At 66.3% G+C, this 26,655-nt stretch carries 32 protein-coding genes and 1 tRNA gene; 8 read left to right on the top strand and 25 right to left on the bottom strand.

Annotated features, from left to right (window positions below; genetic code table 11):
- Nucleotides 1-21: 21 nt before the first annotated feature.
- From E2E27_RS10185 to E2E27_RS10100, 18 genes are all read right to left on the bottom strand, one after another.
- On the bottom strand, nt 22-477 hold the full coding sequence (locus E2E27_RS10185; RefSeq protein WP_502705515.1) for an ATP-dependent zinc protease family protein: 456 nt from the start codon (nt 475-477) through the stop codon (nt 22-24).
- Nucleotides 471-2,321, bottom strand: coding sequence for a M2 family metallopeptidase (locus tag E2E27_RS10180; protein WP_141458848.1), 1,851 nt, complete (start codon nt 2,319-2,321; stop codon nt 471-473). Before E2E27_RS10180 ends, E2E27_RS10185 begins: the two co-directional genes overlap by 7 nt.
- A 76-nt stretch (nt 2,322-2,397) precedes the next feature.
- A complete protein-coding gene (locus E2E27_RS10175; protein ID WP_141458846.1) occupies nt 2,398-3,156 on the bottom strand; it encodes an alpha/beta fold hydrolase in 759 nt (252 codons plus the stop codon).
- 7 nt (nt 3,157-3,163) lie between these two features.
- Nucleotides 3,164-3,730, bottom strand: coding sequence for an aspartate-semialdehyde dehydrogenase (locus tag E2E27_RS10170; protein ID WP_141458844.1), 567 nt, complete (start codon nt 3,728-3,730; stop codon nt 3,164-3,166).
- 2 nt (nt 3,731-3,732) lie between these two features.
- On the bottom strand, nt 3,733-4,338 hold the full coding sequence (locus E2E27_RS10165) for a DUF2238 domain-containing protein (RefSeq protein ID WP_141458842.1): 606 nt from the start codon (nt 4,336-4,338) through the stop codon (nt 3,733-3,735).
- A 10-nt stretch (nt 4,339-4,348) separates the two neighbouring features.
- The gene (locus tag E2E27_RS10160) at nt 4,349-5,374 is read right to left on the bottom strand and encodes an aspartate-semialdehyde dehydrogenase (protein WP_141458840.1); all 1,026 of its coding nucleotides are present in this window, start codon (nt 5,372-5,374) and stop codon (nt 4,349-4,351) included.
- 97 nt (nt 5,375-5,471) lie between these two features.
- Nucleotides 5,472-7,712, bottom strand: a complete 2,241-nt coding sequence (locus E2E27_RS10155; protein ID WP_141458838.1) for a DPP IV N-terminal domain-containing protein — start codon at nt 7,710-7,712, stop codon at nt 5,472-5,474.
- Nucleotides 7,713-7,857: 145 nt separating this feature from the next.
- Complete coding sequence (rplS, locus tag E2E27_RS10150) at nt 7,858-8,226, bottom strand: 50S ribosomal protein L19 (RefSeq protein WP_086607785.1); 369 nt, start codon at nt 8,224-8,226, stop codon at nt 7,858-7,860.
- Complete coding sequence (trmD, locus tag E2E27_RS10145) at nt 8,223-9,077, bottom strand: tRNA (guanosine(37)-N1)-methyltransferase TrmD (RefSeq protein WP_141458836.1); 855 nt, start codon at nt 9,075-9,077, stop codon at nt 8,223-8,225. Before trmD ends, rplS begins: the two co-directional genes overlap by 4 nt.
- Nucleotides 9,074-9,481 carry a hypothetical protein gene (locus tag E2E27_RS10140; RefSeq protein ID WP_141458834.1) on the bottom strand — a complete coding sequence of 136 codons (408 nt, stop codon included), beginning with the start codon at nt 9,479-9,481 and terminating at the stop codon, nt 9,074-9,076. Before E2E27_RS10140 ends, trmD begins: the two co-directional genes overlap by 4 nt.
- 2 nt (nt 9,482-9,483) lie before the next feature.
- The gene (locus tag E2E27_RS10135) at nt 9,484-10,446 is read right to left on the bottom strand and encodes a carbon-nitrogen hydrolase family protein (RefSeq protein WP_141458832.1); all 963 of its coding nucleotides are present in this window, start codon (nt 10,444-10,446) and stop codon (nt 9,484-9,486) included.
- A gap of 22 nt (nt 10,447-10,468) precedes the next feature.
- Entirely contained in the window at nt 10,469-11,284 is an 816-nt protein-coding gene (locus E2E27_RS10130; RefSeq protein WP_141458830.1) for a TIGR04222 domain-containing membrane protein, read from the bottom strand.
- On the bottom strand, nt 11,284-11,832 hold the full coding sequence (locus E2E27_RS10125; RefSeq protein ID WP_141458828.1) for a glycine-rich domain-containing protein: 549 nt from the start codon (nt 11,830-11,832) through the stop codon (nt 11,284-11,286). Before E2E27_RS10125 ends, E2E27_RS10130 begins: the two co-directional genes overlap by 1 nt.
- A 4-nt stretch (nt 11,833-11,836) precedes the next feature.
- The gene (rimM, locus tag E2E27_RS10120) at nt 11,837-12,340 is read right to left on the bottom strand and encodes a ribosome maturation factor RimM (protein ID WP_141458826.1); all 504 of its coding nucleotides are present in this window, start codon (nt 12,338-12,340) and stop codon (nt 11,837-11,839) included.
- Nucleotides 12,341-12,343: 3 nt separating this feature from the next.
- Entirely contained in the window at nt 12,344-12,841 is a 498-nt protein-coding gene (rpsP, locus tag E2E27_RS10115) for a 30S ribosomal protein S16 (RefSeq protein WP_141458824.1), read from the bottom strand.
- Between the two features lie 54 nt (nt 12,842-12,895).
- Nucleotides 12,896-14,353 (bottom strand): signal recognition particle protein, encoded by a 1,458-nt coding sequence (gene ffh / locus E2E27_RS10110; protein WP_141458822.1) that lies wholly within the window; start codon nt 14,351-14,353, stop codon nt 12,896-12,898.
- A 133-nt stretch (nt 14,354-14,486) separates the two neighbouring features.
- A tRNA-Ala gene (locus E2E27_RS10105) sits at nt 14,487-14,562 on the bottom strand.
- Nucleotides 14,563-14,803: 241 nt separating this feature from the next.
- Nucleotides 14,804-15,145 carry a TIGR02300 family protein gene (locus E2E27_RS10100; protein WP_141458820.1) on the bottom strand — a complete coding sequence of 114 codons (342 nt, stop codon included), beginning with the start codon at nt 15,143-15,145 and terminating at the stop codon, nt 14,804-14,806.
- Between the two features lie 170 nt (nt 15,146-15,315).
- Between E2E27_RS10100 and aroA the strand changes: the two genes are divergently transcribed.
- The 8 genes from aroA to E2E27_RS10060 all read left to right on the top strand — a co-directional run bounded on the left by aroA (nt 15,316) and on the right by E2E27_RS10060 (nt 22,736).
- A complete protein-coding gene (gene aroA / locus E2E27_RS10095) occupies nt 15,316-16,638 on the top strand; it encodes a 3-phosphoshikimate 1-carboxyvinyltransferase (RefSeq protein ID WP_141458818.1) in 1,323 nt (440 codons plus the stop codon).
- Nucleotides 16,635-16,907, top strand: a complete 273-nt coding sequence (locus E2E27_RS10090; RefSeq protein WP_141458816.1) for a CBU_0592 family membrane protein — start codon at nt 16,635-16,637, stop codon at nt 16,905-16,907. Before aroA ends, E2E27_RS10090 begins: the two co-directional genes overlap by 4 nt.
- Nucleotides 16,904-17,146, top strand: coding sequence for a hypothetical protein (locus tag E2E27_RS10085; protein ID WP_141458814.1), 243 nt, complete (start codon nt 16,904-16,906; stop codon nt 17,144-17,146). The genes E2E27_RS10090 and E2E27_RS10085 overlap by 4 nt, the downstream gene beginning before the upstream one ends.
- The gene (locus E2E27_RS10080; protein WP_141458812.1) at nt 17,143-18,162 is read left to right on the top strand and encodes a proline iminopeptidase-family hydrolase; all 1,020 of its coding nucleotides are present in this window, start codon (nt 17,143-17,145) and stop codon (nt 18,160-18,162) included. Before E2E27_RS10085 ends, E2E27_RS10080 begins: the two co-directional genes overlap by 4 nt.
- Nucleotides 18,159-18,785, top strand: a complete 627-nt coding sequence (gene cmk / locus E2E27_RS10075) for a (d)CMP kinase (RefSeq protein ID WP_141458810.1) — start codon at nt 18,159-18,161, stop codon at nt 18,783-18,785. The genes E2E27_RS10080 and cmk overlap by 4 nt, the downstream gene beginning before the upstream one ends.
- Nucleotides 18,786-19,165: 380 nt before the next feature.
- Entirely contained in the window at nt 19,166-20,872 is a 1,707-nt protein-coding gene (gene rpsA / locus E2E27_RS10070; RefSeq protein ID WP_141458808.1) for a 30S ribosomal protein S1, read from the top strand.
- Nucleotides 20,873-20,995: 123 nt separating this feature from the next.
- Nucleotides 20,996-21,751, top strand: a complete 756-nt coding sequence (gene gloB, locus E2E27_RS10065) for a hydroxyacylglutathione hydrolase (RefSeq protein WP_141458806.1) — start codon at nt 20,996-20,998, stop codon at nt 21,749-21,751.
- A 4-nt stretch (nt 21,752-21,755) separates the two neighbouring features.
- Nucleotides 21,756-22,736, top strand: a complete 981-nt coding sequence (locus tag E2E27_RS10060; protein ID WP_141458803.1) for an NADPH:quinone oxidoreductase family protein — start codon at nt 21,756-21,758, stop codon at nt 22,734-22,736.
- Between the two features lie 61 nt (nt 22,737-22,797).
- On the opposite strand, the gene E2E27_RS10055 is transcribed toward E2E27_RS10060, so the two are convergent.
- The 7 genes from E2E27_RS10055 to E2E27_RS10025 all read right to left on the bottom strand — a co-directional run bounded on the left by E2E27_RS10055 (nt 22,798) and on the right by E2E27_RS10025 (nt 26,542).
- The gene (locus E2E27_RS10055; protein ID WP_141458801.1) at nt 22,798-23,328 is read right to left on the bottom strand and encodes a F0F1 ATP synthase subunit B family protein; all 531 of its coding nucleotides are present in this window, start codon (nt 23,326-23,328) and stop codon (nt 22,798-22,800) included.
- Nucleotides 23,321-23,815 carry a F0F1 ATP synthase subunit B family protein gene (locus E2E27_RS10050; RefSeq protein WP_141458800.1) on the bottom strand — a complete coding sequence of 165 codons (495 nt, stop codon included), beginning with the start codon at nt 23,813-23,815 and terminating at the stop codon, nt 23,321-23,323. Before E2E27_RS10050 ends, E2E27_RS10055 begins: the two co-directional genes overlap by 8 nt.
- 96 nt (nt 23,816-23,911) lie before the next feature.
- A complete protein-coding gene (locus E2E27_RS10045) occupies nt 23,912-24,136 on the bottom strand; it encodes a F0F1 ATP synthase subunit C (protein WP_086607805.1) in 225 nt (74 codons plus the stop codon).
- 64 nt (nt 24,137-24,200) lie between these two features.
- Nucleotides 24,201-24,962, bottom strand: a complete 762-nt coding sequence (locus E2E27_RS10040) for a F0F1 ATP synthase subunit A (protein ID WP_141461779.1) — start codon at nt 24,960-24,962, stop codon at nt 24,201-24,203.
- Between the two features lie 164 nt (nt 24,963-25,126).
- Nucleotides 25,127-25,474, bottom strand: coding sequence for an AtpZ/AtpI family protein (locus tag E2E27_RS10035; protein WP_141461777.1), 348 nt, complete (start codon nt 25,472-25,474; stop codon nt 25,127-25,129).
- Nucleotides 25,475-25,951: 477 nt separating this feature from the next.
- Nucleotides 25,952-26,341 carry a YdbL family probable chaperone protein gene (locus E2E27_RS10030; protein WP_141458798.1) on the bottom strand — a complete coding sequence of 130 codons (390 nt, stop codon included), beginning with the start codon at nt 26,339-26,341 and terminating at the stop codon, nt 25,952-25,954.
- A gap of 24 nt (nt 26,342-26,365) precedes the next feature.
- On the bottom strand, nt 26,366-26,542 hold the full coding sequence (locus tag E2E27_RS10025) for a YnbE family lipoprotein (protein ID WP_141458797.1): 177 nt from the start codon (nt 26,540-26,542) through the stop codon (nt 26,366-26,368).
- Nucleotides 26,543-26,655: the final 113 nt, after the last annotated feature.

The raw sequence follows: 26,655 nt of genomic DNA, 5'->3' as shown, positions 1-26,655 counted from the left end.
AGACCTTTCGAAACCGGCATTCTACCGGCGGCCCGGCCCCTTATCCGCATTCGCAGGCGATTGCAGCCACGAATGACCACTATCCACCACCATCCGCCGCCGGAGCGCGGTGCGCCCGATGAGCATGGGGAATTGCATCTGGGATCGGTTCGCAAGGCTGATCTCCGCCCGGAAGGTGAGATTACCGATAGTCAGCGGCGTCTTGATGACAAAGCGCCGCTGTGTATCCCCGTTCGAGGAGGTGATGCCACGCACATCGACATGCACCGCCTCGCAATGGTGGCGCTCCCCACCCCAGTCGACGGCGAAGCGCACGAACCGTTCGTCGCCGCGCAGAAAATCCTCGAGCACATGGGCATGGAGCGAGGAGGTGCGCGCGCCGGTGTCGATCTTGGCGGGGATACCCGCAAGGCCAAGCTCGGGCAGGCTGACGAGCTCGCGCCAGCCCACCACCATCGGCGCGCGCGCGCTTACCAACCTGCGGTCTCACCCTTGTTCTGCTCGTCGAGCCACGCCTTGAGCGGCGCAAAGTACTCCGCCATCGCCTTGCCCGACATCTGCCGCTCGCCGGTGAAGGCTTCGAGCGCATCGGGCCACGGCTTGGACGCGCCCATCTCCAGCATCGCGTTCAGCTTCGTGCCGACCTCCTTGTTGCCGTAGAACGAGCAGCGGTGCAGCGGCCCTTCCCACCCGGCGGTGTCGCAGGCGGCCTTGTAGAACTGGAACTGGAGCAGCCGCGCAAGGAAGTAGCGGGTGTAGCTGACATTGCCGGGAATGTGGTACTTCGCGCCTGCGTCAAACCCATCCGCCGGCCGCTCCACCGGCGGGACAACGCCCTGATAGTCGCGGCGCAGCTCGTTCCACCCGGTGTTCATCGCGGCTTCGGGGATCGAGCCGTCATACAGCCCCCAGCGATAGCGATCGAGCAGCAGGCCGAAGGGCAGGAAGGCGACCTTGTCCATCGCCTGACGCAGCAGGAGGCCAATGTCCTTGTCGGCGCTCGGCACATCCTTGGGATCGAGCATGTCGATCTGCACCAGATATTCCGGCGTGATCGACAGCGCGATCATGTCGCCGATCGCCTCGTGGAACCCGTCATTCGCTCCCGTCAGATAGAGGTAGTCCTGCTTGTTGTAGGCGCGCTGGTAGTAGTTGTGGCCCAGCTCATGGTGGATTGTGATGAAATCGTCGGCGTTTTCCTTGATGCACATCTTGATGCGCAGATCGTCGACATTGTCGATGTTCCAGGCCGAGGCGTGGCACACCACCTCGCGGTCGGCGGGCTTGGTAAACTGGCTGCGCTCCCAGAAGGTTTCGGGCAGCGGCGCGAAGCCGAGCGAGGAGAAGAACTGCTCGCCCACCTTGGTCATGCCGACGGCATCGAGCTTCTTCTGCGCGATCAGCTCGGTGAGGTCATAGCCGATATCGCCCGCGCCCTCGGGGGCGACCAGCGGATAGATATTGCCCCATTCCTGCGCCCACATATTGCCGAGCAGATCGGCGCGGATCGGGCCGGTGCGCGGCTGCACGGCATCGCCGTATTTCTCGTTGAGCTTGCGGCGCACATAGGTGTGGAGCGCGATGTAGAGCGGCTTCACCTCCTGCCACATCCGCTCGGTCTCGGCGGCGAACTCTTCGGGCGGCATGTCGTAGCCCGAACGCCACATCGCGCCGAAATCGGCAAAGCCCAGTTCCTTGGCGCCTTCGTTGGCGAGCGCGGTCATGCGCGCATAGTCCTCGCGCATCGGCGCGCCGACATTGTCGTGCCAGCTCGCCCACATTTCCTTGAGCTCGGCCGGCGTGCGTTCGAGGTTGCCCATCTCGGCCTCGATATCGCTGCCATTGATCGGCTCGCCATTAAGCGTGCCCTTGCCCCGCCCATAGGCCGAGCCAAGGCGCGTGGCGATGGCGTTCAGCTCCTCGGCCGCGCCATCGCGGCTGGGGGCGGGCAGCAGCACCGAATTGCGCAGCATGTCGAGCTTGCGGCGGGTTTCGGCATCGAGCCCTTCGACCTGCGCATAGCGCGCGGCCTCGGCGGCATAGCCGACCTGCTTGACCGTCAATTCAGCGCCGTACTGCGCGGCCATCGTGTCGGTATCGTGGTTGATATAGGTCGCGTTGATCCACGAGATGTGCGAATTTTCGACCGAGAAGGCGGCGAGATCGGCCTCGACCTTGGCGAGCCAGGCGCGCGCGTCCTCGGGGGTCAGGGCGGCTTCGGCAGCGGGCGCGGCCTCGGCGGTGTGCGCGGCAAGCGGGGTGGCAGCGGCAATCGCGAGCGCGGCGACAGCGCCCTTCAGAAGGGGGGCGGAGAATTTCATGCGTCAGTTTTCCCGTCAGTCGTGTGACAATGGCGGGGGTTTGAACCGGGAGGGCGCGGGAATCAACCCGCCTGCGTCAAGCTGCGAGGAAGCCGACGATCGCCTCGCCCAGTTCGGGCCGCGTCACGCTGTTCATATGCGTGCCGGGCACCTCGATATAGCGCGCATCCGGGAGCAGCGCGGCAAGCTCGCTCGCCGAGCCATTGTCATCATCCGCATCGCCGCAGATCGCCGCGACCGGCATGGTGACATTGGCGAGAAGCGCGAGGTCGAAATCGTCCATCGCATCGAGCAGCAGCCGCGCGGCGATCCGGTCGATCCCCTGCGATTTCAGGAAAGTGCGCGCGGTAAAGGCCGGGTCGCCGGGACGGATGGTGTCGAATTCGTCGATCACGCGCTTGAAGAAATCCGCGCGCCGCTCCCACCCGGCAAGTCCAGCCACGCCCATGCCGCACAGCGCCAACCGGCGCGGTTCGAGAATGCCGTGGGCGACCGCATGGATCGCGGTGCGCGCGCCGAGCGAGAAGCCGACGAGGTCGAAGCCGCCTGGCTCCAGCGCTAGATGCTCGGCCAGCGCGGCGGCATCGCGCACCAGCACGCCGCGGGGATAGGCACTTGGCCCGCGCGGCGCCTCGCTGTCCCCGTGGACACGGAAATCGAGCATGATCGCCCGAAATCCCGCCGCCGCGAGCCGCACGCCGTGGCCCCATTTGATCCAGTTCATCTGCGAGGAGGAAAACAGCCCGTGGAGCAGAATCACCGGACGCCCCTCGCCCTCGGTATGATAGGCGAGCCGGGTGCCGTCGAAGCTGGCGAAATCGTGTCTCTCGGTCATCGCGGGCTCAGCGGAAGAAGCACTGCGTGCCCGCATAGAGCATCTCGACCTTGTCGCCCGTGACGAAGCCGCCGATCCTCTCGCCGAGCGCGAATTCCTCGCCCAGCGTGCTGCCTTCGATCTTGGCGAAGCCCGGCGCGGCTTCGAGCGTCGCGCGGGGCGATCCCAGCTGGACATCGCCGGGTAGCCGGATCGTCCCGCGTGCCGCAGCGTCGCCATCCTGCGGCAGGTGCCAGTTCCAGCCGACGAGGCGCCCTTCCTGAAAATGCGCGGTCAGCCCGCCGGCGAAATCGGTGAAGGTCACGGGGCCTGCCCCGCATTCGGGGTTCTCGCCCGTCCGCAACACCGGCCCGAGCGCGGCGGCGAGCGCGGCTTCGACCTCCTGCTGACCGGCAGCGAAGTAGAACGCTTCGGCCCCGGCGGTGAGGCCTTCGCCGCGCATTTCGACCCTGTCGGCGGCGACCGGTGCCTGCGCGCCCTCGCCCTGCTGACGCTCGGCCGGGCTCGGCACCTCGCCGCTGTCGCAACCCGCCAGCGCGAGCGCGCCGGCCAGGATCAGGAGTGGCATCCGCATCGTCATCGCTCCGTCCCTTTCCACCATGCCGCGCCGCGCACCCAAGGCAGCGCCAGCACCGCGCCGAGCCCCGCTAGCGCCATATCCTTCTGCGCGTCAAACATGTCGCCCTGCTCGCCGTTGTAGGCTCCGGCAGCTTCGGGGGCGAGCGCGAGGGTCAGGCTCCATTCGAAGATCTCGTAGAGACCGCCCAGCGCCAACACGGCGGTGACGGCGAAAACCAGTGCCATCCGATCCGAGAGCCCCCAATAACGCGCCCCCGCCTCGACCAGCGGCACCATCGCCAGCGCGCCGAAGGCGAAGTGGACCAACCGGTCGAAATGGTTGCGATCGCTCGCGAGCGCGGGAAGCCACTCGCCATAGGGCACGAAGCTGTAGGACCAGCGCGCGGCGAAGAGGTGCAGCAGCACGAACGCGGTCATGCAGGCGGCCGACGCGTTGCTCACCGGCCTAAGGCGCAGCGCGCGCCACACGAAAGGCAGGCCGATTGCCACTGGCCCCACCTGCAACCACGTATTGCCCGGATAGAGCGCACCCCAGGCGCTCAGCGGGACGCCGAGCGCCACCACCGCCAGCATCGCGGCCTGCGCCCTTGGGAGCGGCGGCATGGTGACGGGATCAACCCTTCTTGAGATGCCGCCGCCCGAGCAGTTCGGCGATCTGCACCGCGTTGAGCGCGGCACCTTTCCGCAGGTTGTCCGAGACGCACCACAGAGTGATCCCGTGCTCCACCGTCGGATCGTCGCGCACGCGGCTGACGAAAGTGGCGGCATCGCCGACGCATTCGATCGGGGTGACGTATCCGCCGTCCTCGCGCTTGTCGATCAGCATCACGCCAGGGGCTTCGCGCAGGATGTCCATCGCGGCTTCGGCGGAAAGCTCGTTCTCGAATTCGATATTGACCGCTTCCGAGTGGCCGACAAATACGGGCACGCGCACGCAGGTCGCGGTCAGCTTGATTTTGGGGTCGAGGATCTTCTTGGTCTCGACCACCATCTTCCATTCCTCCTTGGTCGAACCATCGTCGAGGAAGGTGTCGATGTGGGGAATGACGTTGAAGGCGATCTGCTTGGTGAACTTCTGCGGCTCAAGCGGATCGCCGACGAAGATCGCGCGGCTCTGGGCGAAGAGCTCGTCCATCCCCGCCTTGCCCGCGCCCGAAACGGACTGGTATGTCGATACCACCACGCGCTTGATCGTCGCGGCATCGTGGAGCGGCTTCAGCGCCACCACCAGCTGCGCGGTCGAGCAGTTGGGGTTGGCGATTATGTTGCGCTTAGCATAGTCGTCGATCGCGTCGGGGTTCACCTCCGGCACGATCAGCGGAATGTCCGGGTCCATGCGGTAGAGCGAGGAATTGTCGATCACGATGCACCCGGCGGCGGCCGCCTTGGGGGCATATTCCTTGGCCGGGCCGGAGCCTGCCGCGAACAACGCGATGTCCCATCCGGCAAAGTCGAAATGCTCGATGTTCTTGCACTTGAGCATCTTGCCGGTGTCGCCGAATTCGACTTCGGTGCCGGTCGAACGCGGCGAGGCCACCGCGGCGACCTCGTCGCACGGAAACTCGCGTTCGGCCAAAACCTGCATCATTTCGCGTCCGACATTGCCGGTCGCGCCGACCACTGCCACCCGGTAACCCACTTGGCATTCTCCTATGAATTCGCAGGTGCGAGATAGCGCGCGCTGGCCCTAGCGCAACATCATTCGTCTTTGCGCAGACCTATACTTACTTGCCCGTCTACTTCGGCGGCGTCACCTCGTGCGCTTCCAGAAAGCGGACAATGCTGTTCCACACGTGCGGGCCGATCTTCGGGCCGGAGACGCGGTGGGTGTAGCCGGGGTAGAGCATCATCTCGAAGGGCGTGTTGCTCTCCTGAAGCACGCTAATGAGTTCCGAGGAGTTTTCGAACACCACATTGTCGTCCGCCATGCCGTGGATCAGCAGCAGCGGATCGCTGATTTTTGTGGCATCGGGGATGGCGCTGGCCATTTTGTAGGCCTCGGGCACTTCGCGGGGATCGCCCATGTAGCGTTCGGTGTAGTGGGTGTCGTAGAGCTCCCAGCGGGTCACCGGTGCGCCGGAGATACCCGCCGCATAAAGGCCCGGATCGGCCTCCAGCTGCTTCAATGTCATGTAGCCGCCATAGGACCAGCCATAGATTGCGATCTTGTCGGGATCGACGAAATCGAGGCTCTTCAGCCACTCCGCCCCCGCCTTCTGATCGCGCACCTCGGCCCCGCCCATCGCGCGGTAGAGCGGCTGTTCGAAGTCCACCCCCCGGTTGGCCGAGCCGCGATTGTCGAGCACGAAATAGACATAGCCTTTGTCGACGATCGACTGCGCGAGCGCCCCGCCCCAGCCCCTGGTCACCATCTGCGGCCCCGGCCCGCCGTAATGGCTAAAGAACACCGGGTAACGCTTGCCCTTCTCCATCTTGGGCTTCAGCATCATCCAGTGCAGCGGCGTGCCGTCCTCGGCGGCGATGGTGCCGAATTCGGGGGTGATATGGCTGGCGAGGAAGGGCGCATAGGGGTGATCGCCCTCGACCCGGTTCTCCTCGATCCAGGCCACCCGCGCGCCATCGGGCGTCGCCAGATAGGACTGCGGCGGCTGGGTCGGGCTGGAGCGCGAGACGTAGAGCAGCCGCCCCGCCCCATCCATGCTCGCGAAATTGGTGAAAGCGGGATCGGTGAGCAGTTCCGGCTCCCCCGTCCCGTCCAGACGCGCGCGGTAGATCTGCTGGGTGAGGACGTCCGCCGTCGCCTGATAGGTGAAGGTGCCCGCCGCCTCGTCCACACCGACAAGGCTTGTCGTGGGCGAGGTGCCGCGCGTGAGCTGCTGCCACTGGCCGCCCGCATAGCGGTAGAAATGGCCGTAGCCGTCCCGCTCCGACCACCACAGCAGGCTGCCATCCTTGAGGAATCGGTAATTGTCCGAGAGGTTCACCCAGTAATCGGGCCGCGCGGCGTCTTCGGTGAACCATATCTGCGAGGCGCCGGTGGCGGGATCGATCTTGAGCACATCGATCTTCGTCTGCGCGCGGTCCTGCCGCTGGACATAGATCGCGCTGCCATCGGGCGCCCAGTCGACCCGCGCGACGTAGATATCGAGATCGACGCCGAGATCGACCTTCACGCTCCCCGTCCCGTCCGGGTTCATCACGTAGAGTTCGACCACCGCATTGTCGGTGCCCGCCGCCGGATAGCGCTGGTCGAACACCTTGGTGCCCGTCGCACCGATCGCCGCGCGGGTGACGATGCCGACGGCGGCTTCATCGGTGCGCTGGACGACGATCCGGCTGTCGTCCGGGCTCCACCAATAGCCTTGCAGCCGCGCCATTTCCTCCTGCGCGACGAATTCCGCCTCGCCCCAGCGGATCGTCTCGGCCTCGCCTGCCGGAGTGATTGGCTGCGCCTCGCCGCCGACCGGGCCGACCCACAGCCGCCGGTCGCGCACGAAGCTGACCATGCCGCCCTTGGGCGACAATTGTGGGTTGAGTTCCGTCCCCTCGGTATCGGTCAGCTGCGTCACCGTGCCATCGAGTTTGGCGAGGAACAGATCGCCATCCAGCGGCACCAGCACGCCGCTGCCGTCGCTCGCCCACTGGTAGGAGATGATCCCCTTGAGACTGCCGACGCGCGCGCGCTCGCGCTGCATCTTCTCGTCTTCCGAGAGTTCGCGCCCACTGCCGAGCGCCTCGGAATCCACCAGCATCCGCCATTCGCGGGTGTCGATGTCATACCCCCACAAGTCGTAGCGGTCGCGATCGTCGGCGCGATTGCGCAGCAGCGTGAGATAGCGCCCATCGGGCGACAGCTTCACCTGACGGGGGGCCGGGCCATCGAGGCCGGGGGAAGCGAAGACCCGCTCGAAGGTAAGCGCAGGTGCAGCCTCAGCCATGGTGGCGGTCTCCGCCAGCGCGGGCATTGTCAGACAGGTGGAGAGGGAAAGGGCAACCGCAGCAAGAACCGAACGCATCCAAAGCTCACCTCGTCATCGCAGACCGCACAGGTTGCGGCGCGCCCCGTTCCTCGCAACCGCGCGGGCCAAAGGCAAGAGGCACAAACGAAAAGGGCGGCCCCTCGCGGAGCCGCCCTTCGCAATTTCTTGGGCCGAAAAGACCTTACGCCTTGGGAGCGTTCATCTTGCGCTCGACGATACGCGCGCTCTTGCCGGTGCGGCCGCGCAGGTAATAGAGCTTGGCGCGACGCACCACGCCGCGGCGGACCACGGTGATGCTCTCGACGATCGGCGAATAGAGCGGGAAGACGCGCTCGACGCCCTCACCGAAGCTCATCTTGCGCACGGTGAAGTTCGAACCCATGCCGCGGTTCGAACGGGCGATCACGACGCCTTCATAGTTCTGAATACGCTCGCGGTTGCCTTCTTTCACCTTCACGCCGACGCGGACGGTGTCGCCCGCGCGGAATTCGGGGATGTCCTTGCCGGACTTGGCGATTTCTTCGGCTTCAATCTGCTGGATCAGGTTCACTGGTCCGGTTCCTTGCTTTTGCGCCGCGCGCCAGAGGCAGGTTGGACCCGAGCGCCCTCATGGCGCTCCCACAAGTCCGGCCTGCGTGACCGTGTGTCGTTCTCGCTTTGCAGCTTGCGCCACGCCGCGATCTTCGCATGATCCCCCGATCGCAGCACTTCGGGGATCGTGCGCCCTTCCCATTCAACAGGTCGGGTGTAGTGCGGGTATTCGAGAAGGCCGTTTTCATACGACTCCTCCGCCCCGCTCAAGGCCGCGCCCATTACGCCGGGAATGAGGCGAATGCAAGCGTCAAGGATGGTCAGCGCCGCCATCTCGCCGCCGGAGAGGACGATGTCGGCGAGGGAGACTTGCTCGATCTCCGGCCGGGCCTCGAACAGGCGCTCGTCGAAGCCTTCGAACCGCCCGCACAGGATGATGACGCCAGGGCCTGAGGCGAGTTCGCGGATGCGGGCTTGCGTGATGGGTTTTCCGCGCGGGGTCATGGCGAGGATGGGGCGCACGTCTCCCCCTCCCTTGAGAGAGGGGGTCGGGGGGTGGGTGTTCGAGGTTTCTGGGACAGAAAGGCCCTCAACCGCCGAACCCCCATCCCCAACCCCTTCCCCCAAGGGAAGGGGCTCTTGAACACTATCCAAAGCCCGCGCCAGCACATCGCACTTCAGCACCATCCCCGCCCCGCCGCCCGCAGGCGTATCGTCGACGGTGCGGTGCTTGTCGGTGGCGAAGTCGCGGATCTGCACCGTCTCGCAGGCCCACTTGCCCTCGGCGAGCGCGCGGCCCGCGATGGACTGCCCGAGCGGCCCGGGAAACATCTCCGGGTAGAGCGTGAGGATGGTGGCGGCGAAGGTCATTGGAAAGTTCCGATGTCAGTCCTTGATCGGAGCGCATCTCGGCGTCGACGCATCCCGATAGTCGCAGATGCAACGCCAAACCCTACTACCAGCAGTCCAGCCAACAGCATTCGCCCCCTTATCGGCATGCGCGAGAGCGCAGCCGCAGCATTCTCAAGTGTGACACCATCAGTCTTAGCCAGAATGAGAATGAGCAGACAAAGAACGAAGAGCAACGGCATGAGTCCCGCTATGACAATGCCGAGCAGATATCGGCTTGGCGGCATCAACCGATGCAGAAGGATGGCGCCTCGCCAAGCGACAAAAGCGGCCACCACAAGAACCCCGGCCATCCCGATCACATCGCCGGAAGAAGTTGGTGCTGGCGACGGCGCGATTGCAACTGTGGCGGTTGCAGCAAGCATCCTTAAAGCCATGCCACCCCGTCTTTCGACCGCGTATCAACCGACAACTCAAACACATCCGGCCGCGAATAATGCCCGTCGGTGTCGAGGTTTGCCAGCCCCTCGGCCACTTCGCCCAGATCGAGTTCGGCGAAGAGCGTCTCCTCCCCCTCGCCTGCCTGCGCGATCACGCGGGTGTCGGGGGCGGCGATCAGGGAGCCGCCGCGGTTGAGCACCTCGCCGGGGATGGCTTCGAGCAATTCGCGCGCCGCATCATCACCGCCGACCCGCTCCAGCCCGTCGAACAGATCGTCCTTCGTCTGCACCAGCCCCGCCGCTAGCACAAAGCAGCGCCCCTCCATCGCATAGTGCCGTGAGGCGATCTGGTGGCTCTCGCGCACCGTCGGCCAGGCGGCGACGTGCACATCCTCGCCGAGGTTATGCATGGCCGCGCGGGCGAGCGGCATCCAGTGCTCCCAGCAGATCAGGGTGCCGAGGCGGCCCCATTCGGCCTGATGCACCCCCAGCGTCGAGCCATCACCGCGCGCCCAGATCAGGCGTTCGGTGTGCGTCGGCACAAGCTTGCGGTGATCCATCACCGGCAGGCCGGGGCGAAAGGTCAGCTGGTTGTTGACGAGGCTCCGCCGCACCCGCTCATGGGCGCCAATGGAAATGATTGCCCCGCTCGCATAGGCCAGTTCCTGCAAGGGCAAGAGCCGCTCGTCACCCGGCACCACTGCCTGCTCGAGCATGATCCGGTGCAGCGCCTTGGTGCCGGGATGATCCCACAGGCCTGCGCCCGGCGCATCATCGAGCCACAACGGATAGCCCCCCAGAAAGGTCTCGCCGAAAGCGACCACCTTCGCGCCGCTCTCCACCGCCTCGCGGGCCAGACGCAGAGCCTTGTCGATCCCGCCCTGAAAATCGAGCGGAACAGGTGCGGCCTGCACGACGGCGACGGCCAAAGAGCGGAGGGTCGTGGTCATGCCCGCCGCTTACGCGCGCAACTCAGCCTCCGCAACCGCCGCAGCCGCCGCCGCAGCCCGAACCGCCGTCGCTGCTGCCATCAGCCCCGCCGCCGTCGCCGCTTTGCTGGCGCAGCGCATGGACCGGCTCCCATGGCGTGCCGACCAGTACGCCGGTGCCGAACAGCGCGACCGCCATAGCTGCCTCATCCGGGCGCGGGGCCTGATTGAGACGGCCGTTGCGGTGCCGCAGGTCCCGCATCGCCGCCGCGCCTGCCGCCGTGCGCGGGTCGCAGGTGGCGTAGCGCATCACCGCCAACACCACCGTTAGCACCAGCAGCGCGACGAGAAAGCCGGTCGGCTCACCCAGCGCACTTCCGGCCCGCTGGCGGTAGAGACCGATCAAAATCAGCATGACGAAGGGCAGGATCGCGATCAGCCGCAGCCGGGTGTGCTCTTCGGGACGCAGCAGAAGCCCCGCCCGGCATAGACGCGCCGCCACCCGCTCGGCATGGACGGCGACAGCCCGGCGCGCTTCGGCGAGCGTCAGCGGCGCGTCGGTTGCCAGCAACGCCTGTCCGGCCGGGGTGACCGGATAATCGCGCGCGGCAATCCGCAACTTGCCCTTGTCCGCCTCGACCAGCGCACCGCGCACATAGAGATCGGCCAGCAGCGAATCGGCCAGGCGTTGCCGTCCGCCCACCAGCACCGCCACGCTTTCGAGATCGTGGGCCTCGCCGCGCCGCCCCGCTTCGCGCAGGACAGCGGGCAGCCGCCACGCCAGCGCGCTCGCCAGCGCGAGCATGACGCTGTAAAACAGCAGAAAGTCGCTGCCCGTCCAGGACGAGAACAGCTCCATCACATGATCCTTCCCGCAAGCCACCCTGCCATGAAGACAGCGATGGCAAGCGCCAGCGCGACCCGGCGTGGAAGCATGATACCACCGAAAAAGTTAACGCGAACTCCCCCCGGGTCGACCGCAAAACGCCTATGCGCGTTCGGCCAAATGTCGGCCGGCGGCACCGCGCCGAAGGCCGCCTCGTAAGCTGCGAGCGTATCGGCATATTGTCGGTAATACCGCTCGCGCTCGACCGGCCCGCCTGCCGTGGGGCCGTGGTGCAGATCGGCGCGCAGAATGTCGGGGCAGAAACGCTCCCAGTAATCGCGGCTGTAGGTGAGGTGGAGGTGCCAGGCCTGATCCACGGCATCGGAAGGGGTGACCGGGTGCCCCGCGGTGACCGCGAGATAGCAGAAGCGCTTGTACTCGCCGATCACCCTCTCGGCATGGTCGGGACTCCAGCGGTTCTCGCGGGCGAGCCGGGCGGCAAAGGTCAGCGATGCGTCGGGAGGGCCGATGTGGTGGTCGGCGATGCGTTGCCAGAGGGCGTCGTCGCGGGGCGAACTCACACCGTCAATTATCGGCGAAATCGGCGCTGATCACAAGCTGCTTGTCGCCCCAGCCGATCACGGCGGCGGGGATCATCGGGACCATGAAAGTCTTGGGCCCCTTTTCGGGGACGGGGTCGAGTGTAATCTCGATGATGTCGGTCGCGCCGAAGTTTTCGATGGCGAGAACGGTGCCGACAGCATCGCCCGCGTCGGTGACCACCGGCAGTCCGAGCAGGTCTGCGTGGTAGAATTCGCCCTCTCCCAGGGGCGGCAACGCCTCACGCGGAACGGTAAGCGCGGTGCCGCGCAGCCTTTCGGCATCGGCGCGGGTGGTGCTTTGGGCAAAGCGGGCGATCCCGCCGCCCTTGCCGTCGTCGCGCACCTTTACCAGCGTGAGCGCGCCGTCGTTGAAGCTCTTGTGCTTGGCGAGTGTCGCAACGCCCTCGCCAAACAGCTTCAGACGCACCTCGCCCGCCACCCCGTGCGCGCCGATGATGGCGGCGAGGGTGACGGGCTTGGGGCTCATGGCTTAGCCTTCGGCCTGCTCTTCGGTGGCCGCTTCTTCAGCAGGCGCTTCTTCGGCAGCGGGCGCTTCCTCGGCGGGGGCTTCTTCAGTCGGAGCTTCTTCAGCCGGGGCAGCAGCGGCGGCCTTGGCTTCTTCTTCGGCCGCGCGCTTGGCTTCTTCGGCCTCGGCGATCTTGGCAGCACGCTCTTCGGTGCGCTCCTTGGCCTTCTCGCCCGGCTCGCCCTTCTTGGGGTTCACGCGGGCCGCACGCTCCTGAATGCCGGCGGCATCGAGGAAGCGGGCAACGCGGTCGGTCGGCTGTGCGCCGACGCCCAGCCAGTAGCGGGCGCGATCTTCGTTGAGCTTCACGCGCTCACCCGAATCCTTAGCGAGCAGCGGGTTGTAGGTGCCGATCTGCTCAAGATACTTGCCGTCGCGGGGCGAGCGGCTGTTGGCGACGACGATGCGGTAGTAGGGACGCTTCTTGGCACCGCCGCGCGAGAGCCGGATGGAAATCGACATGATGTTACCTTTCGATTGAACTTGAACTGTTGAACTGAAACTTCTGGCTTGAAACTATTTCTTGCGGGGCGGGCCACCGAGACCGGGGAGGCCGCCCATCCCGCCGCCGCCGAGGCCGGGCAGGCCACCGGGCGGAAGTCCGCCCATGCCGCCACCCATCGGACCGCCGCCCCCGCCGCCGAACATCGCGGCGAGACCCTTCAATCCGCCCATCTTCTTGATCTGCTTCATCGCGCGCGACATTTCCTGGTGCATCTTGAGCACCTTGTTGACCGTCTGCACGTCGGTCCCGCTGCCCGCCGCAACGCGCTTCTTGCGCTTGGCGTTCATCAGGTCGGGGTTGGCGCGTTCCTTGGCGGTCATCGAGGAGATGATCGCTTCCATGTGGACCAGCACCTTGTCGTCCATGCCGCTCGCCTGCATGGCCTGCTTGGCCTTCTTCATGCCCGGCATCATGCCGGCGAGCATCCCCAGCCCGCCCATGCCGCGCATCTGCTTCAGCTGCATGGCGAGATCGTCGAGATCGAACTTGCCCTTTTCGAGGTTGCGCGCGAGCTTTTCGGCGTCCTCTTCCTTGATCGTCGCCGCAGCCTTTTCGACGAGGCTGACGACGTCGCCCATGCCGAGGATGCGGTCGGCGACAGAGCCGGGGCGGAAGGGCTCGATCGCGTCGAGCTTTTCGCCGGTGCCGGCAAACTTGATCGGCTTGCCGGTAACCGCGCGCATCGAAAGAGCCGCACCGCCGCGGGCATCGCCGTCCATGCGGGTCAGCACCACGCCGGTGAGCGGCACTTCACTGGTGAAGGACTGCGCGACGTTGACCGCGTCCTGCCCGGTGAGCGAATCGACCACCAGCAGCACTTCGTTGGGCGCCGAAACGCTGGCGACGGCCTTCATCTCGGCCATCAGCGCATCGTCGACATGCAGGCGGCCCGCGGTATCGAGCAGCAGCACGTCGAAGTTCTGGAGCCGCGCGGCTTCCATCGCGCGGCGGGCGATATCGACCGGCTGCTGGCCTGCGATGATCGGCAGGGTCGCGACATCGACCTGCCCGCCGAGCACCGCCAGCTGCTCCTGCGCGGCCGGACGGTTCACGTCGAGCGAGGCCATCAGCGCCTTCTTGCCGTGGCGCTCGCGGATCAGCTTGGCGAGCTTGGCGGTGGTGGTGGTCTTGCCCGAGCCTTGGAGGCCGACCATCATAATCACGACCGGCGGCTTCGCATCGAGCTTGAGGCCTTCGACCTCCATGCCGCCCAGCGTCTCGACCAGCTCGTCATGGACGATCTTGATGACCATCTGGCCGGGAGTGACCGACTTCAGGACATCCTGGCCGACAGCCTTTTCGGTGACGGAATCGATGAAGCGGCGGGCAACGGGGAGCGCAACGTCGGCTTCGAGCAGCGCGATGCGCACTTCGCGCATGGCGTCGCGCACGTCCTGCTCACGCAGCGCGCCGCGGCCCTTGAGCTTGTCGAACACCCCGCCAAGGCGGTCGGACAGCGTATCGAACATCGCCAACGTCTCCTGCCGGGAGCCTTGGCCGCCCGGAAAATGCGAAAAACGCCGGCGGACGAAACCTCGTCGGCCAGCGTTGCGAAAAACGTCCCACCGGGGGATCGGCTTTTTCGACTTTGATCAGGATGACTGGTGGAGCCTAGCGGGATCGAACCGCTGACCTCAACACTGCCAGTGTTGCGCTCTCCCAGCTGAGCTAAGGCCCCGAGCCAGTCATCATGCCAGCAAGGCTAAGCGCCCTGCTTGCGGGAGGCGGCCATTAGTGGGGCCGACCTCCCTTGGCAAGCTTAAATTGAATGAACCGGATCAAATATCCCGACTTCTGATCGTCAGGGCTGATCCGGCCGCATCGCGGCCGCGAGCGCACGCGCGCGAGCCGCAGGTGCTCCGGCGCAAGACGCCGGAAACGCACCGAGGACGGGCCCGTGGAGGCGGGCCCGCAATCAATCAGCTCTCATCGTCGTCGTCGTCGCCAGAGGTGGCCACGCCGAGATCGTCGTCGCCGCCGAGATCGACATCGTTGTCGGGCGAATCGCCGTCCTCGTCGATGTCCTCGATGTCCTCCAGATCGTCGATATCGTCATCTCCGCCCAGATCGGAATCGGCCTCGGCGTCCTTCTTCTTCTCGACTTCCTCGAAGGGAATCGGCTGCTTGGACTTGAGCACCGGCTCGGGCGACCAGGTTTCGCCGCATTCGATGCAGGTCACCGGGTCTTCCTTGCCCAGATCGTAGAACCGTTCCCCGCACTTGGGGCAGGTACGCTTGGTACCCCATTCAGGCTTCGCCATCGTCATTCCTCAAAAACAGGCCGGCCCCGGCAGGGCGGGCTGACAAGCTGCAAAATCGTGGGTGGATTGATCGGAAAAATGGGCTCCGGCAAGCCCTTTATCAAGAGCCCGGCGGACAGACGCGGCGCGCCTTGCCAGAAGCGCGGGGCGCTGTCAAAGACCGCGGCCTTATGACGAGCCACACCTTCTCCGCCCTCGGCCCGCTGACGGGCACCATCCGTGTCCCCGGCGACAAGTCGATCAGCCACCGATCGCTGATGTTTGCAGGCCTCGCGGTGGGGCGCAGCCGGATCACCGGGCTGCTCGAGGGCGAGGACGTGCTGGCAACCGCCGCCGCGATGCGCGCCTTCGGGGCGCAGATCGCGCGCGGGGCCGATGGCGCATGGACGGTCGACGGGGTGGGCGTGGGCAGCCTGCTGGAGCCCAGGGCTGCGCTCGACATGGGCAATTCGGGCACTTCGACACGGCTGTTGATGGGCCTTGTTGCGAGCCATGCGATCACCGCGACCTTCACCGGCGACGCGAGCCTTTCGGGCCGCCCGATGAAGCGCGTGATTGATCCGCTCAGCCAGATGGGGGCGAGCATCGAGGCCAGCGCCGGCGGCACTCTCCCCCTGATGCTGCGCGGCGCGAACCCTGCCGTGCCGATCACCTACCGCCTTCCCGTGGCGAGCGCGCAGGTCAAGAGCGCGGTGCTGCTCGCGGGCCTCAACACCCCCGGCATCAGCCGCGTGATCGAGCCCGTCCCCACCCGCGACCATACCGAGCGGATGCTGACCGGTTTCGGCGCGCAGCTTGAAGTGGGCGAGGAGAACGGCGAGACCATCATCGCCATCCACGGCGAGGCCGACCTCAAGCCGATGGACGTGGTGGTACCGGGCGATCCGTCCTCCGCCGCCTTCTTCATGGTCGCGGCCACGCTGGTGCCGGGGAGCGATCTCACGATCCTGAACGTCGGCCTCAACCCCACCCGCGCCGGGCTGCTCCATGTGCTGCGCCAGATGGGTGCGGATATCGAGGAGGTGAGCCCCCGAGAAGTGGGCGGCGAGCCGGTCGCCGATCTGCGCGTGCGCCATGCCCAGCTGACCGGCATCGAGGTCGACCCGGCAATCGCACCCGCAATGATCGACGAATTCCCGGTGCTCTTCGTCGCCGCCGCGCTCGCCAGCGGCACCACCCGCACGACGGGCCTTGAAGAACTGCGCGTCAAGGAAAGCGACCGCCTTGCCACAATGGCCGCGGCGCTCACGCTGGCAGGCGCGCGGGTCGAAGAGCATGAGGACGGCCTCACCATTCACGGCACCGGCGGCGAACCCTTCCCCGGCACCCCCGCAGGCGCAGATGTCGCCACCCGGCTCGATCACCGCATAGCCATGAGCATGGCGGTCGCAGGCCTAGTCAGCCGCGACGGGGTGAACGTCGACGACACCAGCCCCATCAACACCAGCTTCCCGACCTTCATGGGCCTGCTGGACGAGGCGGCAGCGAAGTGAATACCCCGCTCGACTGGCCCAGCATCGTCGGACTTGTCGGCACCGCCTGCATCATCGGCGCCTATGCCTATCTCACGCTGGCACGCGCGACCAATCCCTTCGTGCTGCACGGCACCAACCTGCTCGGCGCCGCGCTGCTGACGGTCAGCCTCGTCTATCACACCAACTGGGCGAGCCTCGTGCTCGAATTCTTCTGGGCCGCGATCGCGATCTACGGGCTGGCGAAGGCGTGGCGCAATCGGGCGGACGAGGATAGAAGCGGGGGATGAGCCGCACCTTGCAGCACCTCGGGCGAACGCCGCTGACCCGCCGGATCGTGGCTGCGGCGATCCTGTTCGGCGCGGCGGCGGGCGTTACATGGCTACGCGCCGAGAGCGACCAGGTATGGATCGAGCTGGGGCTCAACCTGTTTGCCGCATGGGCCGCCTTCGGCTTTCTCCATTTCCGCTGGCGCAAGCGCGAGGCGCACGAACTGACCCCGGCCAAGGCAGAGGACATCTTCTCATGAGAACATTTTTCGCGGCACTGGCCGCATTCGCCCTGCCCGCCGCTGCCCTCTCGCAGGAGGCCGCCACCCTCCCCACCGATCCCGCCGCCGACTGGTCAGTCGCCACCTCGGAACACCGCATCGCGGTCGAGGGCGGCAAGGTCTGGGCGCGGGTCAATGGCGTGATCGGCGAGGGCGCGACGCCCGTGATCATCATCCACGGCGGGCCCGGGGGCACCCACGTCAACTTCGGCGGCCTCCTCAGCCTTGCCGACCAGCGCCCGGTGATCCTCTACGACCAGCTCGACAGCGGAATGTCCGACCGGCCCGAGAACCCCGCCAACTGGCGCCCCGAGCGCTTCGTCGCCGAGCTCGAAGCGATCCGCAAAGAGCTTGGCGTCGAGCGCTGGCACGTGATCGGCCATTCCTGGGGCTCGGCCCTCGCGCTCGAATATGCGGCCCGCTTTCCCGAGCACACCGCTTCGGCGGTGCTGAGCGGCACCTACCTTTCGACCTCGCACTGGATCACCGGCACCAACCTCCTGATCCGCGACCTCCCCGACGATGTCGCCGCGACGATCCGCGCCTGCGAAGGGCCGACCCCGCCCGCCGCCGAGGCGTGCGAACCTGCCACCGCCGCCTTCTACGCCGCCTATAACGGCCGTGCCGACCGCCCTGCCCCCTCGCCAGAAGCGCTCGCCTATCGCAAGCGCTATGGCGGCAAGGGCTTCAACGCCACGGTCTACAACGCCATGTGGGGTCCGACCGAATTCCGCGCTTCGGGCTCGCTCGCCAGCTACGATGCCTCGGGGTTGCTCTCCCGCGTCGATGGCAGCCGGATCCTCTTCGTGGTCGGCCAGTATGACGAGGCGCGGATCGACACCGTGCAGGATTTCGTCGCGCTCACGCCGGGCGCGGAGCTGGCGGTGGTGCCGGGCGGCAGCCACGCCTTCATTTCCGAGCGTCCCGTGGTCGCCGAAGCGATCTACCGCGACTGGATGAGCCGCATCGACGCGCGCGAGGACACCGCCCAATGATCATCGCCGTCGACGGCCCCACCGCCAGCGGCAAGGGCACCATCGCCAAGGCGCTCGCCGCCCACTTCGGCCTGCCGCATCTCGACACCGGGTTGCTCTACCGCGCGGTCGGGCGGCAGGTGCAGCTGGCAGGCGGCAACCCCGACGATCCGGCAACCGCGCTCGCGGCCTGCGACTTCGCCGACAACCTGCTCGAAGACGAAGCCCTGCGCTCCGAGGAGGTCGGCGGCTATGCAAGCCGCGTCTCGGTGCACCCCGATGTGCGCCACGCCCTGTTCCAGCGCCAGCGCGCCTTCGCCACGCAGGCTGGCGGCGCGGTGCTCGACGGGCGCGATATCGGAACGGTGATCGCGCCCGAGGCCGACGTGAAACTCTATGTCACCGCCAGCGTGCAGGAACGCGCGCGGCGGCGCTGGCTCGAAATGACGGGCCGCGAAATCGACATCCCTCTCGCCGAAATCGAGCGTGACATCGCCGCCCGCGACGCGCGCGACATCAATCGCGCCGACGCGCCCTTGCGCGCTGCTGCCGATGCGCTGGTGCTCGACACCACCCACTTCGGCCGCGACTCCGCGATCGAGGCCGCAATCGAGGCGGTGCTGGCGCGGAGCGGGGCGCGATAATCGCTTTCCTACTCGGGCGGCGCGCGTCACCTTGCGCCGCATGACCCCGCACCCCGCTCCCGCTGATGCGTGCCGACGCCCAAATCGCGCCTTTGCCGGGCCCGGAGTTTTTCCTCTTGGACAGTGTCTCATGTGTCTCCAACACGAGGGGGCAACCCTGCGCGTCAGGGCGAATTGGCTTGCTTTTTGGAGCCCTCTCGCCTAGGCGCGCCTCCGTTCTCGCAATCCCATCAGGTTGAAAGAACCTGCGCGTCGGCATGGGGCCACGCGCGGAAGTCTGCCTCTTGCCCCGCCAGCCCCGGCAATGGTGCCTGGGAAGCGGAGAAAGACCCCGGAAAAACCGGTGGCCGGTAGCACAACGAAACAGGATTGATCCTAGTATGGCAACCCAAATGCCCACTCGCGCCGATTTCGAGGCGCTTCTCAACGAACAGCTCGGCGGCGCCGGCGATGAAGGCTTCGAAGGCCGCGTCGTCAAGGGCACCGTCACCGCGATCGAAAACGGCTTCGCCGTGGTCGACGTTGGCCTCAAGAGCGAAGGCCGCATCTCCCTCAAGGAATTCTCGCGTGGCGAGGACGACCACGGCCTGACCGTCGGCGGCGAAGTCGAAGTCTTCGTCGACCGCGTCGAGAACGCCGATGGCGAAGCCATGCTGTCGCGTGACCGCGCCCGCCGCGAAGCCGCGTGGGACAAGCTCGAAAACGAATTCGGCGAAGGCAAGCGCGTCGAAGGCCGCATCTTCGGCCGCGTCAAGGGCGGCTTCACCGTCGACCTCGATGGCGCCGTGGCCTTCCTCCCCGGCTCGCAGGTCGACATCCGCCCCGTGCGCGACGTCACCCCGCTGATGGACGTGCCGCAGCCCTTCCAGATCCTCAAGATGGATCGTCGCCGCGGCAATATCGTCGTCTCGCGCCGTGCCGTCCTCGAAGAAACCCGCGCCGAACAGCGCAGCGAGCTCATCAACGACCTGGTCGAAGGCCAGATCATCGACGGCGTGGTCAAGAACATCACCGATTACGGTGCCTTCGTGGACCTCGGCGGCATCGACGGCCTGCTGCATGTCACCGACATGAGCTACAAGCGCGTCAACCACCCGAGCGAAGTCATCAATATCGGTGACACCGTGACCGTGCAGATCGTGCGCATCAATGCCGAAACGCAGCGCATCAGCCTCGGCATGAAGCAGCTCGAAAGCGATCCGTGGGATGGCGTCGCTGCCAAGTATCCGGTCGGCATGAAGCTGACGGGTCAGGTGACCAACATCACCGAATACGGCGCCTTCGTCGAACTGGAGCCGGGCATCGAAGGCCTTGTTCACGTCAGCGAAATGAGCTGGACCAAGAAGAACGTCCACCCGGGCAAGATCGTCTCGACCTCGCAGGAAGTCGAAGTGATGGTGCTGGAAGTCGACAGCGACAAGCGCCGCATCAGCCTCGGTCTCAAGCAGGCCCAGCGCAATCCGTGGGACGAGTTCGCCGAGAAGCACCCGGTGGGCAGCGAAGTCGAGGGCGAAGTCAAGAACGCGACCGAATTCGGCCTGTTCATCGGCCTCGATGGCGACGTGGACGGCATGGTCCACATGTCGGACATCGCCTGGGGCATCTCGGGCGAGGACGCGCTGGCGCTCCACCGCAAGGGCGAGATGGTCAAGGCCATCGTGCTCGACGTGGATGTCGAAAAGGAGCGCATCAGCCTCGGCATGAAGCAGCTCGAAAAGGGCGCGCCTTCGGCTGAAGCAGCGACCAGCGGCTCGAGCCTGCGCAAGAACCAGACCGTCACCGTCACCGTGCTCGAAGTGCGCGACGGCGGGCTGGAAGTGCAGGTCGGCGAAGACGGCGCGACCGGCTTCATCAAGCGCAGCGACCTCGGCCGCGACCGCGACGAACAGCGCCCCGACCGCTTCCAGGTCGGCAGCAAGGTCGACGCGATGGTGATCGGTTTCGACCGTTCGAAGAAGCCCAACTTCTCGATCAAGGCGCGTCAGATCGCCGAAGAAAAGGAAGCCGTGGCGCAGTTCGGCTCGTCGGATTCGGGCGCTTCGCTCGGCGACATCCTCGGCGCCGCGCTCAAGAAGGGTCAGGATTGATTGTGAGGCGCTCGCCCATCCGGGCGAGCCTCCTCGCATAATCCGCGTTGGAATTCAGGCCCGTCTGCTCGCCCGAGCAGGCGGGCCTTTCCTATTGCGGATGGCAGGCGTAAACTCGTCGCCATGATCCACGTTCACCAATTCCCCTGTCTCAGCGACAACTACGGTTTCCTCGTCCACAATTCCGTGAGCAAGGAAACCGCCGCGATCGACACGCCCGACGGGGCCGAATACCTCCGGCAGGCCGAACGCAAGGGCTGGCGCATCACGCAGATCTGGAACACCCACTGGCACCCCGATCACGCGGGCGGCAATCAGGCGATCAAGGATGCGACCGGCTGCACGATCTACGCGCCGGCCGAGGTCCAGGGCAAATTCCCGGTCGATCATATCGTCGGCCATGATGACTACGTCGCACTTGGCGAACACCGCGCGCGGGTGATCGATGTCTCGGGCCACACCAATGGCCACATCGCCTATCACATCGTCGAGGAAGGCATCGCCTTCGTCGGCGACAGCGTCTTCGCGCTCGGCTGCGGGCGGATGTTCGAGGGCCAGCCCGAACAGTTCTGGAACAGTCTCGAGCGGATTCGGCGGATGTCGACCGCGACGAAGCTCTATTGCGCGCATGAATACACCGCCTCCAATGCCCGCTTCGCACTCCACGCCGATCCCGACAACGCCGCCTTGCAGGCCTATGCTGCGGAGATTGCCGAGAAGCGCGCGCGGGGCGAGCCGACGGTGCCGACCACACTGGCGCGCGAGTTGGCCACCAACCCCTTCCTGCGTGCCGATGACCCCGCGATGATGGCCCGCTGGGGCGGCAATGCCCCGCACGAGACCTTCGCGGCGCTCAGGGCGGCGAAAGACAGTTTCTAGGGCGATGCAGGCACTGCGGGTCGAACGCCTGTCGGACGACCTGTCCGGCGTGACGCTGGCCGATTGCCCCGCCCCGGCCCGCGCGCCGGGCGAGGTTCTGGTGCGGGTGCGCGCGGCGTCGCTCAACTTTCCCGACCTGTTGATGACGCGGGGGGAGTACCAGTTCAAACCCGCAGTGCCCTTCACCAGCGGGCTCGAATTCGCGGGCGAGGTGCTGGAGGCGGACCCTGCCAGCGGCTTCGCGCCGGGCGACCGGGTGATGGGCGGCAACAAGACCGGCGCCTTTGCCGAGTTGGCCTGCGTGCCCGCCGACAAGCTCTCGCCCATGCCGCGCGGCATGGACTTCCCCGCCGCAGCCGCGATGGGCGCGGCCTATTCGACCGCCTTTACCGGTCTGGTCGAGCTGTGCGGCCTTGCCGAGGGGCAATGGGTGCTGGTCCACGGCGCGAGCGGCGGGGTAGGCCTTGCCGCCTGCGATCTTGCCCGCGCGCTCGGGGCCCGCGTGATCGCCACCACCGGTTCCCCCGCCAAGGCCGAGCGCATTGCCGCCCTCGCCCAACCCGAAGCCGTGATCCTCGCCGGGGGCCGCTTCCGCGAAGAGGTGGCGGCAATCACCGGCGGCGCATTGGCCGACATCGTGTTCGACCCCGTCGGCGGCGATATCTTCGACGAATCGACCCGCTGTGTCGCCTTTGGCGGCAAGCTGGTGGTGGTTGGCTTCACCTCGGGGAAGATCGCGGGGGTGTCGACCAACATTCCGCTGATCAAGGGCTTCAGCATCGTCGGCCTGCGCGCGGGCGAATATGCCCGGCGCTTCCCCGAGCGCGGACGCGCGATCAGCCGCGCCATCGCCCGTCTCGCCGAGGAGGGTGCCATCAGCCCTGCGATCGACCGCACGCTTCCGCTGTCGCGCTGGCGCGAAGGGTTCGAGGCGATGGCGAACCGGGCGCTGGTGGGCAAGGTTGTCCTTCTCCCCGGCAGCTGACCTTGGAAACAAAAAGGGCGGCCCTTTCGAGCCGCCCCTGGTGTTCGGTTCGATCCGCCGCTCAGAGCGAGGCGATAACCTCGTCGGCGAGCTTCTTGTCGGCCTGTTCGTCATGGGCGCGGGCGATCAGCACCTTCGAAGCAGCGGCGGCAGCCGTAACGGCCTTGGCCTTGACCTCGGCGACCGCGGCGCGCTCGGCAGCGGCGATCTTCTCTTCGGCCATCTTCTGGCGGCGTGCGACCATCACTTCGCCATCGGCTTGGGCCCGGGCGAGGATCGCATCGGCCTCCTCACGCGCGCCGGCCAGCATCACTTCGGCGTCCTTTTCGGCGCTGGCGATCTTGGCGGCGTATTCGGCGCGGAGCGCTTCGGCTTCGGCGCGCAGCGTCTTGGCTTCGTCGAGCGCGGCGCGGATCGCGGCGATCTTGGCATCCAGCCCGCCGGCGATCACTCCGGGAACCTTCTTCCACAGGAACACCGCGAGCAGCACGGTCATCGCCAGCGCGACCCACTGGTAGGTGTCGAGACCCAGAACGCTGGGCTCGGAGTGGCCTTCGGCCCCGGCGGCGAGCAGGATCAGAATGTCAGCCATGCGCCATCACCTCCTTGACCGCAGCCTGCGCCGCAGCCGGTTCGACCTCGGCCCCGGCGACGCGGGCGACGATGTCGCGCGCGGCGTCGGCGGCGACGTCCTCGATCTCGGCCAGAGCGCTGTTGCGCGCCGCCGCGATCGCGGTTTCGGCCTGCGCCAGCCGCTCGTCGAGACGCGCCTGGGTTTCCGCCAGCTTGGCCGCATTGGCCGCAGCGGCCTTGGCCTTGGCCTCGCCGATCACGCCCTGCGCCGCGGCGCGATTGGCGTTCTCACGCTTGCGCCAGGCGTCTTCCTGCGCGGTCGCTTCGTCGCGTGCCGCCTGCGCCGCCGCCAGATCGCCCGCGATCTGCTGGTCGCGCAGGTCGACCGTGCCCATCACCTTGGGCACCATGCCAAGGCCGACGACGAGGAAGGTAAGGCCGAAGAACACCAGCAGCCAGAACACCTGGCTCGAGAGCGTCTCGGCGATTTGATCGATCTGAGGCATGGGTCGCCCTTGTTTACGCCGGTGTTATCGACAATTCGCGCAAGGAACGCCGGACGGCGAAGCGCAACTGCGCCCGCCGGACCGGCGTGCCGGATCTTAGCGGAAGATCAGCAGAACGGCGATAACGAAGGCGAGCAGGCCGAGAAGTTCGGCGGCCGCGAAGCCGATGAACAGGCGGCCCTGCTGGCCGTCGGCAGCACCCGGGTTGCGCAGCGCGCCTTCGAGGAACGAGGCAAACACGTTGCCCACGCCCAGCGCGGCCATGCCGGCACCGATCGCTGCGAGACCGGCACCGAGGAGAGCAGCTGCAGTTGCGTCCATGATCATAAACTCCTTGAGAAAAATCTGTGTGTTGGTGAGGGTTGTGAAGAGAGCTTCGCAGCCCTCAGTGAAGGTTTTCCGCGTCGTTGATATAGAGCGAGGTCAAGAGCGCGAAGACATAGGCCTGAATGCCCGCCACGAGGATCTCCAGCGCGCTGATCGCGACCATCAGGACGAAGCTCGGGATGCCAATCGCAGCGCCCAGAGCCGGGCCCGCGCCGCCGCCGGCGATCACGAAGCTCGCCAGCACCTTGAGCAGCACGTGGCCCGCCATCATCGCGACGAACAGCCGCAGCGCAAGGCTGAAGGGGCGCACCATGAAGGACACGAATTCGATCAGGCTGATCGGCAGCGCCAGAAATGCCGGGGTGTTCGACGGCCAGAACAACGAGAAGAAGTGGAAGCCGTGCTTCCAGAAACCCACGATCAGCACGATCGAGAAGCTCATGATCGCCAGCACGCCGGTCGCGGTGAAGTGGCTGGTGAAGGTGAAGGCGTGAATCCCCGGGATCAGACCGACCGGCACCAGGCCGAGCAGGTTCCCGAACAGGATGAACATGAACAGGGTGAAGATGTAAGGCACATACTTGCGCCCCGCCTTGCCGACGTTCGCTTCGAGCAGGTCGTCGATGAAGCCGGTCATGCTCTCGACCGCCATCTGCCAGCGGCCCGGCACCAGCTGGCGCTTCATGCCGCCCGCGACGAACACCCACACGAGGATGGCGGTGATCGCCATCCACAGCGCGGAGTTGGTGAACGCGATGTTGATCCCATCGGACAGTTGCCAATCCGAGCCCAGCAGGGGCTCGATGGTGAACTGCTTCATCGGATCGACCTTGCCGGCTTCGGCAGCTTCGACGGCCTGCACGGCCGCAGCCACATCGCTTTCCGCTGCCCTGATGCCCTGTTCGGCTGCCACGATCGAAAGATCCCCAAATGTTTTACATCAAACGCGCCCCTGCCGATGGTCGGGAGACGTCGGGAAGCGGCCTAGCCTGCTTCGTCCTCGTTCTCGCTGCCGCCTGCGGGGCGCGTATTCGCGCTCAGAATAATGCTCCTGAAGGCCGATGCCGTTCCGAGGAACAGACCGGTCAACAGACCCCAGGGCGCGATGTCGAACAATGCGTCAACCGCAAAGCCGATCACCAGGCCACCGATGATCCCGCCCAGAAGATTGGCCAGGGCACGGTTGCCGCTGCGGTAATTCGCATCGACACCCTTCACCTGCGGCCGGTTGCGCTGTTCTTCACGCTCGCGTGCGGCCCTGAGCCGCGCTTCGAGCGCGTCAATCCGCGCATCCTCGTGAATGGGTTCTCGGGCGGGTTTCTCGTCGCTCATGGTGTGGCCTTTAGAGGCAAGGCCGAGCCACATGCAACCAGGTGCCCGCCGAGGGCGCCGCCCCCTTAGAAGGGGGGTAGGAAAGTGTCAACATCGCGCAGGGCGACTTTTGTGCGAGTGCGAACTTGTTTTGCGCTCGCCCATCCGGGCGAGCGTCTTCGGCGAGCTTCAGGCCCGGTGGGCCTGATCGCCTGCGGCTCGCGCGCGTGCGCTCGCGGCCCTGCGGGCCGTTCTTGTCCTGCGCTCGCCCATCCGGGCGAGCGTCCTCGGCGAGTCTCAGACCCTGCGGGCCTGATCGCCTGCGGGCGGCCGGTCGGCCTTGCGGTCGCTGACGCCACCGAAACTTTCGCTTGGCAAAAGATTCGCGCTGTAACGGCCCGAGGGGCCGCAAGGGCGACCGCCCGCCCGCAGGTGCTCGAGCCTGAAAGGCTCGAAACGCACCGAGGACGACCCTGCGGATGCAGGGTCGCAATCAAACTACGGGCACCGCGCATCCCGAATGGGTGCCGCGCTGGTGCGGGTCTGCCAGCTGCCGTCGGGGGCCTGGTACTTCTCGCCCGGAACGGTGCGCAGGATCGCCTCGCAACCCGAGGTCAGCGCATAGGCTTCCAGCGTGGTCTTCTTTTCCTTGGCCTTTTCGGCATAGACCGCGCGGCGCTTGATATTGATGTCGTCGACCATGCGCTGCAAGGCCGGGTTCGCCGCGCCGACGATCCCGAGATAGCCATCGGGCTGTTCGCCCACCGTGCCCGCCGCGCGCGCTGCGGCATAGGCCGGATCGCGCTGCTGCGAGAGCGCCGGGCTTGCCGCAAGGCCTAGCGCCGCCAGAGCGGCAAAGCCTGCAAGAACCGAATTGCGCATCATCATTCTCCTTGCGAAGCGCGGCATTGGTCAAAAAATATCCGCGTTCTCGTCAATCGTGTTGGCCGCGTCCTGGGACAGGGCGTAGACCACGTCGGCCCTGATATTGATGTCGAGCTGGATCACGATCGGCTTGTCGGGAGCCTGCACATTGATGCAGCCCGCAAGCATCGCCCCCAGCCCGGTCAACACCGTGATGGCCTTCATTGTCCGTCCCCCCGCCTGCGGCGCCAATCGCGCATTGTATCGCGCTGCTGTCGCATTGTGCCGGGTTCGGGTCAATTTCATCGCTGTCATGGCAGGCAGTCGCTTTCTGGAGG

The sequence above is a fragment of the Porphyrobacter sp. YT40 genome, assembly GCF_006542605.1.
Taxonomy (GTDB): Bacteria; Pseudomonadota; Alphaproteobacteria; order Sphingomonadales; family Sphingomonadaceae; genus Erythrobacter.
The sequence above is the reverse complement of the archived record's forward strand: the minus strand, read 5'-3'. Positions and strand labels throughout refer to the sequence as shown.

What these genes read in the sequence shown, in the direction of transcription:
- E2E27_RS10180 (WP_141458848.1), bottom strand. Translation starts at nt 2,321, where the DNA reads ATGAAATTCTCCGCCCCCCTTCTGAAGGGCGCTGTCGCCGCGCTCGCG.
- E2E27_RS10175 (WP_141458846.1), bottom strand. Translation starts at nt 3,156, where the DNA reads ATGACCGAGAGACACGATTTCGCCAGCTTCGACGGCACCCGGCTCGCC.
- E2E27_RS10170 (WP_141458844.1), bottom strand. Translation starts at nt 3,730, where the DNA reads ATGCGGATGCCACTCCTGATCCTGGCCGGCGCGCTCGCGCTGGCGGGT.
- E2E27_RS10165 (WP_141458842.1), bottom strand. Translation starts at nt 4,338, where the DNA reads ATGCCGCCGCTCCCAAGGGCGCAGGCCGCGATGCTGGCGGTGGTGGCG.
- E2E27_RS10155 (WP_141458838.1), bottom strand. Translation starts at nt 7,712, where the DNA reads ATGCGTTCGGTTCTTGCTGCGGTTGCCCTTTCCCTCTCCACCTGTCTG.
- trmD (WP_141458836.1), bottom strand. Translation starts at nt 9,077, where the DNA reads ATGACCTTCGCCGCCACCATCCTCACGCTCTACCCGGAGATGTTTCCC.
- E2E27_RS10140 (WP_141458834.1), bottom strand. Translation starts at nt 9,481, where the DNA reads ATGCTTGCTGCAACCGCCACAGTTGCAATCGCGCCGTCGCCAGCACCA.
- E2E27_RS10135 (WP_141458832.1), bottom strand. Translation starts at nt 10,446, where the DNA reads ATGACCACGACCCTCCGCTCTTTGGCCGTCGCCGTCGTGCAGGCCGCA.
- E2E27_RS10130 (WP_141458830.1), bottom strand. Translation starts at nt 11,284, where the DNA reads ATGGAGCTGTTCTCGTCCTGGACGGGCAGCGACTTTCTGCTGTTTTAC.
- rimM (WP_141458826.1), bottom strand. Translation starts at nt 12,340, where the DNA reads ATGAGCCCCAAGCCCGTCACCCTCGCCGCCATCATCGGCGCGCACGGG.
- rpsP (WP_141458824.1), bottom strand. Translation starts at nt 12,841, where the DNA reads ATGTCGATTTCCATCCGGCTCTCGCGCGGCGGTGCCAAGAAGCGTCCC.
- ffh (WP_141458822.1), bottom strand. Translation starts at nt 14,353, where the DNA reads ATGTTCGATACGCTGTCCGACCGCCTTGGCGGGGTGTTCGACAAGCTC.
- E2E27_RS10100 (WP_141458820.1), bottom strand. Translation starts at nt 15,145, where the DNA reads ATGGCGAAGCCTGAATGGGGTACCAAGCGTACCTGCCCCAAGTGCGGG.
- aroA (WP_141458818.1), top strand. Translation starts at nt 15,316, where the DNA reads ATGACGAGCCACACCTTCTCCGCCCTCGGCCCGCTGACGGGCACCATC.
- E2E27_RS10085 (WP_141458814.1), top strand. Translation starts at nt 16,904, where the DNA reads ATGAGCCGCACCTTGCAGCACCTCGGGCGAACGCCGCTGACCCGCCGG.
- E2E27_RS10080 (WP_141458812.1), top strand. Translation starts at nt 17,143, where the DNA reads ATGAGAACATTTTTCGCGGCACTGGCCGCATTCGCCCTGCCCGCCGCT.
- cmk (WP_141458810.1), top strand. Translation starts at nt 18,159, where the DNA reads ATGATCATCGCCGTCGACGGCCCCACCGCCAGCGGCAAGGGCACCATC.
- rpsA (WP_141458808.1), top strand. Translation starts at nt 19,166, where the DNA reads ATGGCAACCCAAATGCCCACTCGCGCCGATTTCGAGGCGCTTCTCAAC.
- gloB (WP_141458806.1), top strand. Translation starts at nt 20,996, where the DNA reads ATGATCCACGTTCACCAATTCCCCTGTCTCAGCGACAACTACGGTTTC.
- E2E27_RS10060 (WP_141458803.1), top strand. Translation starts at nt 21,756, where the DNA reads ATGCAGGCACTGCGGGTCGAACGCCTGTCGGACGACCTGTCCGGCGTG.
- E2E27_RS10055 (WP_141458801.1), bottom strand. Translation starts at nt 23,328, where the DNA reads ATGGCTGACATTCTGATCCTGCTCGCCGCCGGGGCCGAAGGCCACTCC.
- E2E27_RS10050 (WP_141458800.1), bottom strand. Translation starts at nt 23,815, where the DNA reads ATGCCTCAGATCGATCAAATCGCCGAGACGCTCTCGAGCCAGGTGTTC.
- E2E27_RS10045 (WP_086607805.1), bottom strand. Translation starts at nt 24,136, where the DNA reads ATGGACGCAACTGCAGCTGCTCTCCTCGGTGCCGGTCTCGCAGCGATC.
- E2E27_RS10040 (WP_141461779.1), bottom strand. Translation starts at nt 24,962, where the DNA reads ATGAAGCAGTTCACCATCGAGCCCCTGCTGGGCTCGGATTGGCAACTG.
- E2E27_RS10035 (WP_141461777.1), bottom strand. Translation starts at nt 25,474, where the DNA reads ATGAGCGACGAGAAACCCGCCCGAGAACCCATTCACGAGGATGCGCGG.
- E2E27_RS10030 (WP_141458798.1), bottom strand. Translation starts at nt 26,341, where the DNA reads ATGATGATGCGCAATTCGGTTCTTGCAGGCTTTGCCGCTCTGGCGGCG.
- E2E27_RS10025 (WP_141458797.1), bottom strand. Translation starts at nt 26,542, where the DNA reads ATGAAGGCCATCACGGTGTTGACCGGGCTGGGGGCGATGCTTGCGGGC.